General features: G+C 36.0%; 10 protein-coding genes. 3 read left to right on the top strand and 7 right to left on the bottom strand.

Features of this window, described 5'->3' with window-relative positions; all coding sequences use genetic code 11:
- Positions 1-606 (top strand): OmpA family protein, encoded by a 606-nt coding sequence (locus PVK71_RS03475; RefSeq protein ID WP_274417690.1) that lies wholly within the window; start codon positions 1-3, stop codon positions 604-606.
- A gap of 94 nt (positions 607-700) precedes the next feature.
- Here PVK71_RS03475 and PVK71_RS03470 read toward each other — a convergent pair whose 3' ends face one another.
- From PVK71_RS03470 to PVK71_RS03450, 5 genes are all read right to left on the bottom strand, one after another.
- On the bottom strand, positions 701-2815 hold the full coding sequence (locus PVK71_RS03470; protein ID WP_130047068.1) for a type I secretion system permease/ATPase: 2115 nt from the start codon (positions 2813-2815) through the stop codon (positions 701-703).
- Position 2816: 1 nt separating this feature from the next.
- Positions 2817-4742, bottom strand: a complete 1926-nt coding sequence (locus PVK71_RS03465; protein WP_274417691.1) for a bifunctional diguanylate cyclase/phosphodiesterase — start codon at positions 4740-4742, stop codon at positions 2817-2819.
- Between the two features lie 4 nt (positions 4743-4746).
- Positions 4747-5415 (bottom strand): transglutaminase-like cysteine peptidase, encoded by a 669-nt coding sequence (locus tag PVK71_RS03460; protein ID WP_274417692.1) that lies wholly within the window; start codon positions 5413-5415, stop codon positions 4747-4749.
- Positions 5416-5442: 27 nt separating this feature from the next.
- Entirely contained in the window at positions 5443-6834 is a 1392-nt protein-coding gene (locus PVK71_RS03455; RefSeq protein ID WP_274417693.1) for an HlyD family type I secretion periplasmic adaptor subunit, read from the bottom strand.
- A gap of 208 nt (positions 6835-7042) precedes the next feature.
- Complete coding sequence (locus PVK71_RS03450) at positions 7043-9163, bottom strand: GNAT family N-acetyltransferase (RefSeq protein WP_274421750.1); 2121 nt, start codon at positions 9161-9163, stop codon at positions 7043-7045.
- A gap of 139 nt (positions 9164-9302) precedes the next feature.
- Between PVK71_RS03450 and PVK71_RS03445 the strand changes: the two genes are divergently transcribed.
- Positions 9303-9875: an SAM-dependent methyltransferase gene (locus tag PVK71_RS03445; protein WP_274417695.1), complete on the top strand. Its 573-nt coding sequence runs from the start codon at positions 9303-9305 to the stop codon at positions 9873-9875.
- A gap of 93 nt (positions 9876-9968) precedes the next feature.
- On the opposite strand, the gene PVK71_RS03440 is transcribed toward PVK71_RS03445, so the two are convergent.
- Positions 9969-10943, bottom strand: coding sequence for a ParB/RepB/Spo0J family partition protein (locus PVK71_RS03440; protein WP_274417696.1), 975 nt, complete (start codon positions 10941-10943; stop codon positions 9969-9971).
- A 3-nt stretch (positions 10944-10946) separates the two neighbouring features.
- Complete coding sequence (locus tag PVK71_RS03435) at positions 10947-12170, bottom strand: ParA family protein (RefSeq protein ID WP_130046015.1); 1224 nt, start codon at positions 12168-12170, stop codon at positions 10947-10949.
- A gap of 1080 nt (positions 12171-13250) precedes the next feature.
- Between PVK71_RS03435 and PVK71_RS03430 the strand changes: the two genes are divergently transcribed.
- Entirely contained in the window at positions 13251-15236 is a 1986-nt protein-coding gene (locus tag PVK71_RS03430) for a replication initiator protein RctB domain-containing protein (protein ID WP_274417697.1), read from the top strand.
- The last annotated feature ends 196 nt before the right edge of the window (positions 15237-15432 follow it).

The following is a 15432-nucleotide window of genomic DNA, read 5'->3' as shown; positions in this document are numbered from 1 at the left end:
ATGAAAACTTCAATTTACCCCGTACTTATTGCAAGCCTTTTCTTAACAGCCTGCGTATCAGGTGATAAAGATTACATGGAAACACCAAAATCAGATCAAATCGCAGATCTTAGAGATGATGATTATGATGGTGTTATTAATGCTCGAGATATTTGTCCAGGGACCCCCGTTGGTGCTCAGATTGATAATGATGGCTGTGCTGAGTATGTAGAGCATTCAAATAAGAAAGATCTTAAAATCCTGTTTGCGAATGACTCCTCAGAGATCTCTCCGATCTTTAAAACAGAGATCAGAACCATGGCTGAATTTCTCGGTGAGTATCCTGATACCTCAATTCAGCTACAGGGCTTTGCGAGTCAACAAGGAAACGCCGAATATAATATCCACTTATCAAAATTACGCGCTTCTGCTGTACGTATCGCGTTAATCGAATACGGTGTCGACCCAGATAGAATTGAAACTGTCGGTTTTGGTGATACACAATTAACGGCAAAAGGAGATTCAGCAGTAAGCCACGCTCTAAATCGCCGTGTTATTGCTAGCGTTGTGGGATTTAAAGGGGATGTAATTAACGAATGGAACATATTCACTCGTAAGAAAAAATAATATTACGGTTCATACTCATCTGAATAAATTTTTGATTAAATAGAAAAAAGGCAGCCATTTCACTGGCTGCCTTTTCATTAAAAAATAAATACTATCAACTTGCTGCTTTTACTTTGCCTGTTTTCAATTCATTTAGAACCTGATTTTTAGGCCCATCAGCAATAATATGCCCCTTCTCCATAACAATAATACGATCAACAATATCTAGCATTGATGTTTTATGTGTTATCAGTATCAAGGTTTCTGATGGCTTCAAATGTGACAACTGGTTTTTAAACAGCATTTCTGAGCGATTATCCATACTGCTCGTCGGTTCATCCATTAATAGCACAGGAGGGCGACCTATTAACGCTCGAGCAATAGCTACCGATTGACGCTGGCCACCAGATAATAATAAACCACCCTCACCCACCTGACGCTCTAATCCCGCAGGGTCTTGTTGAGTAAATGCTGTTACTCCAGCACGGTTGGCTGCATCCATCATTTCAGCATCATCGGACAGCTCACGGCCCAACGTAATATTATCTCTGATGGAACCATAAAACAGAGTAATATCTTGCGGCACACAGCCTATATTACGTCTCACGTCCACGTGGTGAAGTTGGGAGATATCTGTATCATCTATTCGAACAGAACCTGCTGTCGCTTGATATAGGCCCATTATGAGACGTTCTAATGTTGTTTTTCCTGAGCCAATTCTTCCTATGATTGCAACTTTCTCTCCCGGATTAATCGTAAGGCTTATATCTCGAACTGCAGCTACCTGTGATTCTGGATAATTAAAACTCACTTTATCAAGTTCAATCTTCCCTTGTAAAACAGGCCGATGGATATAACGCTTATCTTCTTCTTGCTCATCAGGCATAGCCATTAGCTCTTCGATGATAGTCATTGACGATTTAGCTTGGTTGTATCTTGTTGATAGCAAAGATATTTGCACTAATGGTCCTATTGCCTTACCACTCAACATTGTTGAAGCAATTAAAGCACCCATCGTTAAATCACCATTAGCAATAAGATAAACACCAACGATAATCATCCCTATATTTACTGCTTGTTGTACAAAGCCAGCCATATTTTGAATTGAATCTGTAATACGACGACTTTTGATACTCCAATTAGAAATATGAGTGACGGCTTCTTCCCATCGATACTGAAACTGACTTTGTGCATTAAATAGCTTTAATGTTTCTAGACCTACTAAACTTTCAATTAAATTCGCGTATTTCTGGGATGCCAGTCTTGAGCCTTCTTCAATTGTTTTCTTTAATGGTCCTTGTATGATTGCGGCATGAATAAGTAATAAAACAATACCAACAATAGGAACCAAAACAATTGGACCTGCTACTAAGTAAATAACGAATAAAAAGAGCAACGCAAAGGGTAAATCAATCAATGACGCTATTGTAGCGGACGTAAAAAACTCCCTTATTGATTCAAACTCTTGAAGATGCCTTGCAAAGGCTCCTACAGAGGGAGGTCTTGCCTCCATTCGGATCCCCAGTACTTTTTGAAACAACTTAGCAGAGATCAATACATCGGACTTTTTCCCGGCGACATCAATAAAGTAGCCTCGTACATACTTTAATATGAAGTCAAAAACAAAAACGACAAAAATACCAGAAGCTAAAACCCATAGTGATTCAAATGCCAAATTTGGCACCACTTTATCGTATACTAGACGGGTAAACATAGGTGTCGCGATAGCAAATATATTAATCAGGATAGATGCTATAAACACATCTCGATAAATATGTTTCGACTCAAATAGTGTACTCCAGAACCAATGTCCTTCGCGTTTTTTTAAGATCTCCGGTGAACGAGCATCATATCTAAATTGCTTTTTTAGTAAGAAATAACGCCCAATATATTGAGACTCTAATTCTTCAGTAGAAATAGAGATAGGCATCATGTCTGAATTTGCAGAGATAATTTCAGCTTGAGTGTTTTCAGCATCAAACCCAATCAAAACACAAGACTCACCTCCTTTAAGCAAAAGTACTGCAGGCAATACAAGCTTAGGTATTCTCAGTAATTCTGCTTGATTCTCTTTCGCAACTAAACCCGCTCTCTCTGCTGCTCGAGAAAAGAGAAAAGGCGTTAGCTTACCGTCTTGCAAAGGTAAACCATTAATCAAGGCTTCTGGTGAGTTAACTTGGCCGTAATAACGGCCGACATAGCACAATGAATGCAGCAAGGGATCTTTCATTCTATTTACCTTTTACTTTTTCATTGATAAAAAAGCCTTGGAAAACATCTACGTTATGCTCTGAAAGCAATTCTAATTGCTCTTTATTTTCAACTCGTGATGCTATTGTAGTAATTCCTAAATTTTGCGCTGTTCTTGAAATTGACGCTAAAATGTAACGTTGTTTTTCATCATTTAACTGATGAGTAAATAAGTAATCTAACTTCACATATTTAGGTCTAAATACTTTAAGATATTCAAGTGATTCAAAATTTCGACCAAAGTTATCAACACCAAATTCGGCACCAAAAGAGCGAATAACATTACATAGCAACGCCGTATGATCTTCATTTTCGATAAAAGACATTTCTTGAATTTCAAAATGTAATAAAGAAGCAATCGATTTATTTTTTCTTAACGTATTCGTTAACCAACGAACAAAACTTGGATTCTCTATACTTCTATTCGCTAAGTTTATTGCAACAGGTTGTGTGATCTCTTCTGCAAGAATTCGTTCAATCATGGTTCTAATGACAAATTGATCAAACGGCGTTGTCTCGTTCAGTTGATCTAAAGCAAGGAGATATTGATTAGCCGAGTAACGTTGGTTGTCTTTCTCGATAGCAGAAAAAACTTCTTGATGAAAAACGACCCCAAGATGAGTTGTCGCTAGTTGCAATGTGAAATCAAACAAATGTTCATTAATCGCTTCATCGACAAACTGTTTCCATTGCTGCTTACCCATTAGTTCATGTGCACTTTCATCAGCAATATAGCCGTAAGATAACTCAGGATGTGAATGTGCTTGAGTTAATGCATTATCTGCTAAAGATAATATCTCGGTTGTTGTCTTTCTTGATTCATTAAAAACAACCCCTAAATCAGCATCAATAGGCGCAGTTGCGGTTGGATCTCCCTTTATGTCTTGTGTATAAGCAATAATATTATCTGCCGCTACTTTTAATTCTTCTTCCTCTATGCTTGGAAAGATAAAAGCGAACTCGCAAGTGTTTAATCGAGTAAGAATCACATTTTTTGATGGTAAAGTAGCTTTTAACAAATCAGACAGTTCTTTAACTTTAGCATCACCCGCTTCATAACCTTCTTCTTCATAAACTTTATGAATAAAGTTTACTCGAAATAACGCAACACCACCTTCAGCAGACTCTGATAACCATGTATTTAATTGAGCCATAAAAAAAGCACGGTTACCTAATCCAGAGATAGGATCAAGGTAGACCTTGTCTCTTAATTTTTCAGCTTCTTTTGCTTGTGATTGAAAGCTTTGTGCTATTTGGGCAGACATTGAATTAATACCATTAATAACAGCTTCAAGATCTTTTGTTTTCGGTTGTTGTAATTCGCCACTAAAATTATTTTCAGCAACCTGTTTCATTTTAATGATGATAGATTGCAAAGGTGATAACGCTCGCTTTACAACAATAGAAATAATAATAATCCCTAAGGCAATAACGATAAGAAAGGTCGTCGCTAATTGCGTTAACGCATTCCAGAGTTGTTGATACGCATAACCAGGGTGAGTCACAATCTCGACTTCAGCTAATTGTAACCAACCACTCGTGATAATACGACTTTCTGAAATGGTTCTAAATAAGTGTAAGTCTGAAAACCACTTAGGTACACTGTCTATAGTGATAGGGTAAACACGAACTATTTCGTCATCAGTATTAAATAAAGTTAAACGTACTGCTGAATAATAGCTGCCATCAAATAAAGCATTAATTACCGACTCAGCAGCTACTTTATCTTCATTTTCTAGATATGGAGCAAGAGCTAAGCCAACTGTATTTATAGTATTGTTCACCTCCGAACGCTGTTGATTTTCTAAAAATGTTTGTGTATTGCTAAACTCTATTGCAAAGACAGAAATCATCAATAGTAAAAAGACGGCTGTCATCCATGAAACTAGCTGTTTATATAATGTCATATCACTACTCATCATAATTTATAATTGGGTGGTTTAATCTCAGGCCTTTATTTCTTGCTCTTAAATCATTCCATAAACTTAATCGAGATGATTCTCCTGCCTGTTGCCCGTTTCCTTTACCTTTCATTAGCCATAGATGCTGACCATTAAAACTATAAATAGGTAATAGATCGGTTCGTTCTGTCGCTGGTTTAATTTCTTTGTCGATATTATCTAAGATCAACGGTACTGATGAGGGGGTTGGATAATATGCCAGTACCATGTGAAACTGATTAAGCTCCAATGCTTTAAGATAAATCAATCGCAATTTTTTATCTGGTACACCTAACTCTAAAAGCGAAAAATATTTTGCTATCGTAAAATCTTCACAATCACCCGCGTTACTTCCTAAGAATTCAAGAGGCGTTGCCCAGTAATCAGCCTTTCCCCATAAATCAATATCATTAACAAAATACAATTGATTAAAAAACTGATTAACTTCAGCTAATTGCTTTTTTTCTTTTTTTCCATCTAATTCTGAAATGAGTTCACGCCATGCATTCACTCGCCTTGCTGCCCTGTCGCCATATTCTTTTTTTACTGCTTTAATCCAAATATTATCTTGTTTTGTTAAAGCAATAGAAGTTAGAGAAAATATGGCAAAAGGAATAATGAATAACCATCTTGTTTTCACTATTTCGTACACTCCCTATGTTGCACATTACTCTTTTAGCGCTGAACCTTTAACTTGAACTATTGGTTTTACTAAATAATCCAAAATTGTTCGTTTTCCTGTAATAATATCAACCGTAGTTGTCATTCCAGGAATAATATAAAACTGAGTTTTCTTTGCTAAGTCTTCTTGTGATGTTCTAACACGAACTAAATAAAAGCTATTGCCTTCTTCATCTTGAATCGTATCTGCACTGATGTGTTCTAATGTCCCCTTTAATCCACCATAACGAGTAAAATCATACGCACTGAATTTTACAATCGCCGGTAATCCAGGTCTTAAAAAAGCAATATCTTGTGGTGCAATTTTAGCTTCAATTAAAAGAGTATCTTCGGTTGGTACTATTTCAATGAGATCCATACCAGGCTGAATCACTCCCCCCACCGTATTGATGTATATTTTTTTAATCGTTCCCGTTACAGGAGACAGCACAACCGTTCGATTCACTTTATCTTTTAACCCAACTTGAGATTCAGTTAATGCTGACAATTTATCTTGAGTCGTATTTAATTTTTCTTGTTGCTCTGAACGAAACTTAAGTGCTGCATCAATACGATTTAATACTGCCTCTTGAATCGCGGATGTTAAAACTGGAATTTTTAATTGCGTAGAAGTTAACTCACGTTTGGTATCGTTCACTTGTCTTTGAAGTTTCAATAACTCAATACGAGGAACAACCCCTTCATCAGCGAGTGGTTTAGTAATATCTAACTCTTTTTTTGCCAGTCCATAGCTTGCTTGCAAATTTCTCGTACGAGCTTTAATTTCGACTAAATCTTGTTGCTTTTGATTTACTTGTTGATCGAATACATAAATACGGTTTTTTAAGTTATTCATATCCGCTTTGTATTCAGCGATTTGACGTCTGACTACAATTGGATTTTCTTTTGCAAACGCATCATCAAACTTTAATTTGTCTGTAGTTATAATTACAGAGTCTTTCCAACGCTTTTTACTGTTCACTTCTTGAATTAAAATACTGTCCATTGATGCAGATAATTGCATCGCACTTGCAGTAAGGTTAATCAGCTGTTTTTTTCTTTCTCTAAAATCAGAACGAAAACGAGTATCATCAATTAATAATAACTGTTGACCTTTGGTAACTTGATCACCTTCTTTAACCAACATCTCTTTGACTAACCCACCTTCGAGGTTTTGAACTACTTGCAACTGAGATGATGGGATAACTTTTCCTTGGCCAACAGTGACCTTATCTATTTCTGCCCAAGAAGCCCAAGCAACTGCGATGCAAAAGAAAACAACAATAATCCATAAGATAACTTTAGCGTTTGTTGGGGTATTAAGAAGTAGCGCAGCTGTTTTATCATCAACGAACTCAAGCTCTTCTTTATTAAGGCGGTTTAATCCCTTCTCATTCATTTCCAATTCCCTAGATTACAACGTCAATGAATAACATTTCGATTACATTAGAATATCGTATTTCATCGCAAGTCACTAAGGTTTATTAATTATATTTTGAAGTCTAAAGCATTATGAGGTATTCGGTGCTGTGAATTTACAGTGTAAATTGAGTAGAGATGACATCTTCAATTTACACTGTAAATCATAGTAATAGGATATAGAGGGTTTACGATTTACACTGTAAATTGGTTAGCAAAGATTTAACGAGTTCTCTTAGTTGTAACTCTGCGTTTTTCTTTCCTATTAAGTTGCACTCTTCTATAACTACTGACCACTGTTTAACTTGAAGAATCTTAGTTACCGCAAGCTTCTTCTGTGCCTCAGATAAAAGAGCAAGAGCAGATAGATGACTTAAAATGAAATAACGAAGCTCATATTGTAGTAACTCATACCCAAGCCCACCTAAAGCAAAAATCTCCAGTCTTTTATTAATAAGAGGCGAAAATTTCTCTTTAAATGATACGCCCTTCAAAAGACTAAGAACGTCGTTATAATCAAGACTTGAAAATGTCGACATTAATTGTTCAGGAAACGAAGTAGTAAAATAATCATTTCCTATAGATACCCAAGAAAATGCACGATGGCTTAATGGTTTTATTGCTAATAAGGAATGGGTGCCACTTGCTTTATCTTTCGATATTCCTAAACGTACAAAATGAAAATTTAGTTTATACCAAAAATGGTTTAACTCCGCAGTAGAGCCAAAACTAGTGCTAAGATAATCGACACCTTTGGCTTTGTAATTATTTTCTATCGCATTAATAAATTTGGACCCAATACCACGCTGCTGATAACTCGGGTCGACAGCAATACGCATAACACGAATACTCGATTGAAATGCTGGTTCATCAATACATAATGTTTGAGTTAATGATATTGCTGCTAAATGACCTTTTGGACGTCGCTTACCAAGTTGAGCTGCATTAATAATATCAAGGTCTAACTCTCCCTCTTTAGAAAGCAAGGCGCAACAAACTAACTTATTAGTCGACTTTTCTATTCCAATCCAACAACGCAACGTGGGATCGGTTAATAATGAAATCCAATCATTTGGAGAGGTTTGATAATGAGCCGATACTAAAAGAGAAAAGAGAGATTGAGCAAGATCATCTTGATTCACTAATTGAGACACCGATATGCAACGATAATCAATAGTAGTCATTGGCGTATCGATTGATAAAGAGTTTGACTGTTCCTCGTGATTAAGTAGAAAAACAGAAGAAAGCCATGCTTCTAGTGGATCATTATTACTCCAACGAATTGGATGTTTCATTTCAAGCGAACGAGTGTTTGGTCTTTTCTTGTAAAGCTGTTTTTTAAATTTAACTTCAAAACCACGTCCCGTCCCTTCATAACCATTAATCGTAGTAGAAAAAACCATACGTGAATATTGGTCTACGAATGAAAGTAGCATAGGAGCAGGAATTGCCGCGGCTTCATCTACGCACAATAAATCTAAAGCTTGTGGGTTTCTAAGTAATTCATCTGGAGCAATATAAATGATCTGAGACTCATTAATCATTAACTGATTTTTTTGACTCTCTACTTTTAAACCATTAAGAGACGCAACACGCTCTGCATGTTTAAATATTTCATCAATACTGTTTCGTAGTGGTGCTGTCACACCAATGATTAAAGAGCGCTCCATCGCTAACTCTGCAATTGCAATACCAATGGCTGACGACTTACCTCTTCCACGATCGGCAGTTATAACAAGCGGTCGTTTTGAATGGCCAGTAACCACTTTTTGAATGGCTTTTACTGCGCGTTCTTGATCTGATGAGCGGTGAATACCTGCATCAGATTTAAACGCTTCATCTTTTAAGCGCGGAATTAAAGGTAATTCATAACTAGTTTCTGTTTCCTTTAAACTTACCATTTGCTCTATATATTGGGAAAACCATTGATCAACAACAGTAGGAAGCGAAGAATCGTCAGTACGAATGAAAAAAACTAGTCCTCCACCAATGACGGTTCCACAAACTGCGTTAATCGCATTCGCATTAAACTCATGGGAAATATCAATCACCAAACAATCGGTTTCTTGTCCTAACTTCTTTAACGCTGACTTAATAGGAAAAGCCGCATACTTCGAAATAGTCAAATCACCGTACAATTCAATTTTGGTAAATCGAGAACTTTGCTGAATAAAAAAAGAGTCTAGTAATGATTCACACCATTGCTTTGAACCTTCAAGCAAAATGGGATAACGGATATAACCATTCGCAGCATAAGAAGATAGTGTATTTAGAAATGACAGCGCAGAAAGCATTGCAGAAAAGTCCATTAACATAAGAAGATATTATGCGTAAATTGTAGCATGAGATGAATATTTTCTATCTATTAAGAAAAGAAAGTATGACGATACAAATCGAGAAAAGGTATAATGCTTGCTATATTTAAGCCTTCATCATTTAGGAATGACCATGCATTTAAGTCAACTTACTCAACCAATTTACCAAAAGCTATATCAAGATATCGAACAATTTAGAAGTACCTTTGACTTAGCAGTAGAAGCACCTGAATCATTAGATGAAAAAAATGATCTTCTGCATACCTCTTTAGCAATTGAAGAACTGACCGAATTAGCAGAAGCAGACAGTAAGATTGAACAAGCTGATGCGATTGTCGATACGGTTTATGTATTAATGGGTCGTGCTGTACATTTAGGAACTAAGGATCTTGAAGATAATTTAAGTATCTCATACTTAATTGATCTTCTATTAAACGTAGCAAAAAACTTAAATATCGATTTTGTACCGTGTTGGGATGAAGTTCATTCAAGCAACATGAGCAAAGTATGCAAAACAGAAGATGAATACCAGGCAACAAAAGCATTCTACGCAGAGCAAGGAATTGAATTGATGTCGACTGAAAAAGGCGGATTTATCATTGCTAAATGTGCAAAAAATGTAGAGCTAGACAGCAAAGTAATTAAGCAGGGTAAGGTTTTAAAATCAGTAAACTACCGTCCAGCGGATCTTGCGCCATTAGTTTAATTTGAAACTAAAGATTCAAATATAAAAAAACGCCGGACTTAGTTAACTAAATCCGGCGTTTTTTATTAAACAATTAATAGCGAATAAAAACTATTAAGATACTTTTTGGCTGATATAGGCAAGGATGTCTTCCATCAATGCGTCATCAACTTTTTTCAGGTTAAGTGTTAAAGCAGAGCCTTTACGCTTATATGATGCACGACCTTTTACCAATTCAGTGCTTAATGGCTTAGCCACTTCTCTTTTTGGCAATAAGTCTTCAACCCAAACCTCAATAAGTTCTGTCACTTCTTTAGTCATTCTACTAACGCCAAGCGCCGCAGAACGTGTCCAAACAGCCCCTTGCTCACCAGCACATTGCTCAAGTAAGGTTTTTTTATCTTCTTCAGAGAGCGTATTATAGAGCTTATGAAGCTTAACTACGGTAGGGCGACCAATTTCGCTAACACTTGGATACGCTTGAAGAAGCTCTAACGGTAATGTTGCGGCCTTTAATGCCCCACTCACTAATGCTTCACTACACTGACATACTTTTGCTAGCTCTTTTTGATCAGCAACATCGCCTCGAGAAAGCATTGCATGCATCTCTTTACCGCGCTCATACAATGATAACGGTTTATGCGCATTGGCTACATCAGAAAGAAACTTAGCATGCTTAGTATTAATGCCTTCAGCAACATAAATTAAGAAGTCCTGCTCTGCCAAAATACATGACATACGACGACGACTACCGTCAAGAACTTCAATTTTTCCACCTTCGACAATACGGCCCACAGCTGGATATTGCTGACCACGATCACGAAGTGTAGTTAAAATATCTGATAAAGCATGCTCAGTTAGAAATGATTGCTCACGAGCATTTTCAGCAAAAACAACCGTAGAATCACGCACATCTTTTGCTGGAATTTTACGTAATTCAAATGTCACCATATCTTCACCAGCAACCGCAAGTTCAATTACTTGAGCTTGAGATTTTGCTGCTTTTTGTGCTTCAACTGGTGTTGTTGCTCGGCGTTTATTTGTTTTACCAAACAGCTTTGCGTTTAGATCAGAAGTTTTAATTGCCATGGATTAGTACTCCCCTTTATTCAACGAATTCCAGTGACTATGAAGGACGCGCTCAAACTCTAATGCACTTTTCTTCACTGCATCTTGAGCAACAGCTAACGTTTTCTTACCACCTTCAAAGTCAGCCGCGGTTAAATCAAAAACAGTACTGTAAGTATCTGCACAAATTTCAAATGCACGACTTCTTGGAATTGTCGCCATCATCACTTGATCCGCCAATAAATAATTCATTTCAGTTAAAACCGAAACTTGTTTTTTATTATCATCTTCAAACATCGTTGGCATTAGGCGAACAAATTCTAGTCCATGCCAATCTTCAGGGAACATTTCATATACAGTTGGTAGATGTTGGAAAAAGTTAACTGTCGATGCCCAGTCTAAACGCTTTGCTGCACATGGAATTAACAGTGAATTCGATGCATACATTGCATTCCAAACTAATGGGTCAACATGTGGACCAGTGTCAATCATGATCACATCAAACTGATCTGCAATTGGGTCTATAACCTTTTCTTTTAATAACTTAACAATATCTAATGAACCATTTGTTGATAGATCCTGCCACGCTTCTGCGTTAAACATCGCATCTTCTGGAAATGCAGAAATGGTTTTTAAGTTTGGATATTGTGTATTTAGAAGTACATTTTTAGCCATAAACTGACCATCAATAACTTCATTTTCAGGAACATTATCCAGCATAATATCAACAGCTGAATAGATGGTATCTTGCTCTGAAACGCTAATTTGAGGGTTTAAGAAAAGACGTAGTGACCCTTGAGGATCCAAATCGATTAAACAAATACGGTAACGCTTTTCCAAATTTAGCGCCAAACAAGCAGCAAGATGTACTGCACTCATTGACTTACCAGTACCACCTTTTTGGTTTTGAACATTTACAACCCAAGGCTTATTACCTGCATTTTTTTTCTGTTCATGAAACGCAGGCATTCCAGCTGCATCCATCAACATATGCGCTTCTGTTAATGAGATAGAATAATGGTTAGCATTATTTTTAGTAAATTGGTGTCCCTCAGATTCTAATCGAGTAATTGCTTCATCCAATTTTCTTCTTGTTAACCCAGAACGAGTTTCCATCATAGCTTTCGACATTGGAGGGAAATGTTCGTTATTTCTTTCTTCAAGAACCAATTCAATACGATCAGACTGAACTTGTTGCGTCTGCTCGGCCAATGCAGCCAAATTGGCAATGGTTTTTTCTCTATTCATAATATTCGCCAGTAATGTAACTATAAAAAGAATTGTACAGCAATAAAGGTTTATATCAACAAATTGCTGAACATATATTTAATTATGTGATATTCATTAAAAAGAAAAAATAACTAACAAAGCTGTCATTTATGTTAAATTTAAATACCAATTTACAGCGATAATTACCAAGAATAAACTAATCATAAAAAGTGTTACAGCGTCACTAACTGGTAATTTACAGTGTAAATTTTACGGAAGCGTGATATTAAATAGCTAAATTACGGCTTATGTACTTTCAATAAAAAAAAGCAAAAATAAAATAAGAAAAATGCGCTCAATAATTAACACATGGTTCAATACAAAATATACAAATTAAAGCATGATCAAGGGTAAAAATAGCAATAATAACGGTAATATTGACTGTAAATTGAAAACCTATAATAAGAAGCATGATCAAGAACTTCAAGATAACGGAAGCATGAAATGGGACACTTAACTTACATGGAATGTATATTCAATAAGGCTTCATAGAAGATCGAGACATCGAAATAAAAGTAGATCAAACAAATAAACCAACTTGATCATTCTTCTGGATCTAAAATAAACCAACTGCAATTAAAAAAATGGATATTTACAACAGGTGATTTAATAAAAAAACCAAATAACAGCTCATTTAGATCTAATTCAAGATCAAAAAATAATTTATCTTCTTTTTTAAAGGCAAAATCAGCTTATAAGCGCTATAACTGTGGATAACTTGTGATTAGTTCATGATCATTCTTCAGTAAAATAGATGATCATTGATTCAGAAACACTATGATCATGCTTTTATCTTTTAATGATCATTGATCCATTCATATATTGATCATGCTTTCATTAAAGTCTTGATCATGCTTTCAAGTTTGTATTTTTTTACTCGTTTATAAACAGTAACTTGCGAGCAATTTACTGACCAGATCATAGATCAATATAATCATATAGATCAATAATAATCATAAAGATCAGTTTAAAAGAATAATAATTTTTTCTTTCTTTAAAGATCCAATTCATTTAATCTATGCGAAAGAATGATTAAAATACAATGAATGTCAGTTGAAAATGAATCATATAAAAACAACAGATAACAAAAAGATCTATATCCCTCTTCCTAGAGATCACAAGGGGGGGCACTTATTTGAAATACCAACAAATCTAGTTGATTGGATCGCCCAATACCAACATTTTAAAGGTGTCACAAAAAGTATCTTAGAATTAATGAATCTAATTTCATTAAAAGGTTTTTCTTCACCTGACGGTTTAGTTTCCACAACTGAAATCATTGAAGCAACAGATGGACATTTAACCAGAGCGGCTATTCAACAACGATTAAGAACAGCAGTAAGTATTGGTTTATTCGAACAATCCCCTGTTCGATTTGAACAAGGGCTTGCTGGAAAAACCATGCTTCATAAATTTATCAATCCATCTCATTTAATTTCTACTTTAGGAATTACAAGCTTAAAATCTGAACAAAGTCATGAACAAGAAAAACAAAAACGTTCAAAAGCTCTAGCTCAAACACAAGTTAATCGCCAATTTTTAACAGAGCATGGATTAAGCATTCCACCAAGTATGCGTGATGAAGCCGATCAATTTGTCGTATCACCAACAAATTGGGCAGGTATTATAGATCAAGCTTTAGCGCCACCACGTACGCGTAAAAATTATCAAAAAGCAATGGTTGCGATCTCTGGAACCAAAGCGATCATTGAAACTAGATCATCAAAAAACATAATGACAGTGGATGATCTTATGACACTGTTCGCTCTGTTTACGTTGACCGTTCAATACCACGATCATAACCAAGACGACTACCATATCCAAACTAAAACCATGGGGAATAAAACTCCAATTTATATTACGGATATTTTAACTTTACGTGGTAAAAAAGACTCCGGACCAGCCCGTGATTCTATTCGTGAAAGTATTGATCGTATTGAATTTACTGACTTTCAGTTACATGAATTAACTGGACGTTGGTTAAGTGAAAATATGCCTAAAGGATTTAAAAGTGATCGCTTTCGTTTCCTAGCAAGAACCATTACAGCGTCTGATGAAGCACCAAAAGAAGGCAAAGATGGTGAAATTAAGATCAAGCCTAATTTGTATATCTTGGTATGGGAACCTTCGTTTTATGATGAATTACTGACCAAAGATTACTTCTTTTTGTTTCCACCTGAGATTTTAAAGCAACACACCTTGGTATTTCAGCTCTATAGCTTCTTCAGAAGCCGTCTAGCGCGCCGAATGACAGATAACCTACTCCTAAGCGAAATAAATCAAAAACTCGCTCGTAACGTCGATTGGAGACGTTTTTCTCTAGATCTGATTCGTGAACTAAAGAAATTAGCGAAAGATAAAGTAACGGATGAATTATTTATTGTGAATTTATGGGGGTATCATTTGACGATCTCTATGCTAGATAACAATGAAAAATTGCCTGATTATCAAGTTGATATTCGTTGTGATCCAGAGGAAGTGATCCGTTATTCTCGAGCACGAACCACAAATGCAGGCAAACGTAACATGGCTCCAACAATGCCTAATCCATTACGTAATGAGATCATGCCTAAGCAAGAGCTTGATCAGCTTTCCACAATTATAGATGGTGAATTTGCCCCAATTAAACGAAATAGCCCAAATAAATCTGGCCGTTTAGGACGAAGAGTTAAACTTCGTAAACATTCAGCAGAAATCAATGCGGATGAATTAACGATAACATTAACGAAATACACCTCAGAACAGGCTTTAGAGAGAAGTATTACTGCATTATCAGCAATGACAGGACACAGTTCTTCGTCTATTTCTGAAGAATGTAAAGAACTGCTTGAAAAGCTAGATTATTTACACGTTGCTGGTGAAGTTCTACCCTACGAAACCTTGAGTAAAACGATCGAGTTTTATAATAGCCAAGATCAAGGTAAACACTTATCTATTGAAAACCTGATCGCTGGACTTGCTGTTCGAAGAAAGATCTGTAAATTGGTTTTTCTACAGAACTATGATCAAGATGTATTGCGTGCTTTAGATGAAATGGCAGGGTAATTAAATCATTGACAACGTTATAGCTTTACTCTGACATAGTGATGACAAATGAATGTGGCTGAAGGTTATTATCTCTAACGAATAGACAACCTTTGTCCTTTACCAATCGAAAGATTGGCTCATATTGTTACACATCTTACTTTTATTGGTTTCAATAATCGTATTGGCGAGCCTAGTGCTCGCCGTTTTTTTATCT

This window comes from Aliivibrio sp. S4MY1, from assembly GCF_028765545.1.
Taxonomy (GTDB): Bacteria; Pseudomonadota; Gammaproteobacteria; order Enterobacterales; family Vibrionaceae; genus Aliivibrio.
The sequence above is the reverse complement of the archived record's forward strand: the minus strand, read 5'-3'. Positions and strand labels throughout refer to the sequence as shown.

Bases quoted from the DNA above. Each gene is read 5' to 3' on its own strand.
- PVK71_RS03440 (WP_274417696.1), bottom strand. From the start codon at position 10,943: ATGGCAATTAAAACTTCTGATCTAAACGCAAAGCTGTTTGGTAAAACA.
- PVK71_RS03455 (WP_274417693.1), bottom strand. From the start codon at position 6,834: ATGAATGAGAAGGGATTAAACCGCCTTAATAAAGAAGAGCTTGAGTTC.
- PVK71_RS03435 (WP_130046015.1), bottom strand. From the start codon at position 12,170: ATGAATAGAGAAAAAACCATTGCCAATTTGGCTGCATTGGCCGAGCAG.
- PVK71_RS03470 (WP_130047068.1), bottom strand. From the start codon at position 2,815: ATGAAAGATCCCTTGCTGCATTCATTGTGCTATGTCGGCCGTTATTAC.
- PVK71_RS03430 (WP_274417697.1), top strand. From the start codon at position 13,251: ATGAATCATATAAAAACAACAGATAACAAAAAGATCTATATCCCTCTT.
- PVK71_RS03465 (WP_274417691.1), bottom strand. From the start codon at position 4,742: ATGACATTATATAAACAGCTAGTTTCATGGATGACAGCCGTCTTTTTA.
- PVK71_RS03450 (WP_274421750.1), bottom strand. From the start codon at position 9,163: ATGGACTTTTCTGCAATGCTTTCTGCGCTGTCATTTCTAAATACACTA.
- PVK71_RS03475 (WP_274417690.1), top strand. From the start codon at position 1: ATGAAAACTTCAATTTACCCCGTACTTATTGCAAGCCTTTTCTTAACA.
- PVK71_RS03445 (WP_274417695.1), top strand. From the start codon at position 9,303: ATGCATTTAAGTCAACTTACTCAACCAATTTACCAAAAGCTATATCAA.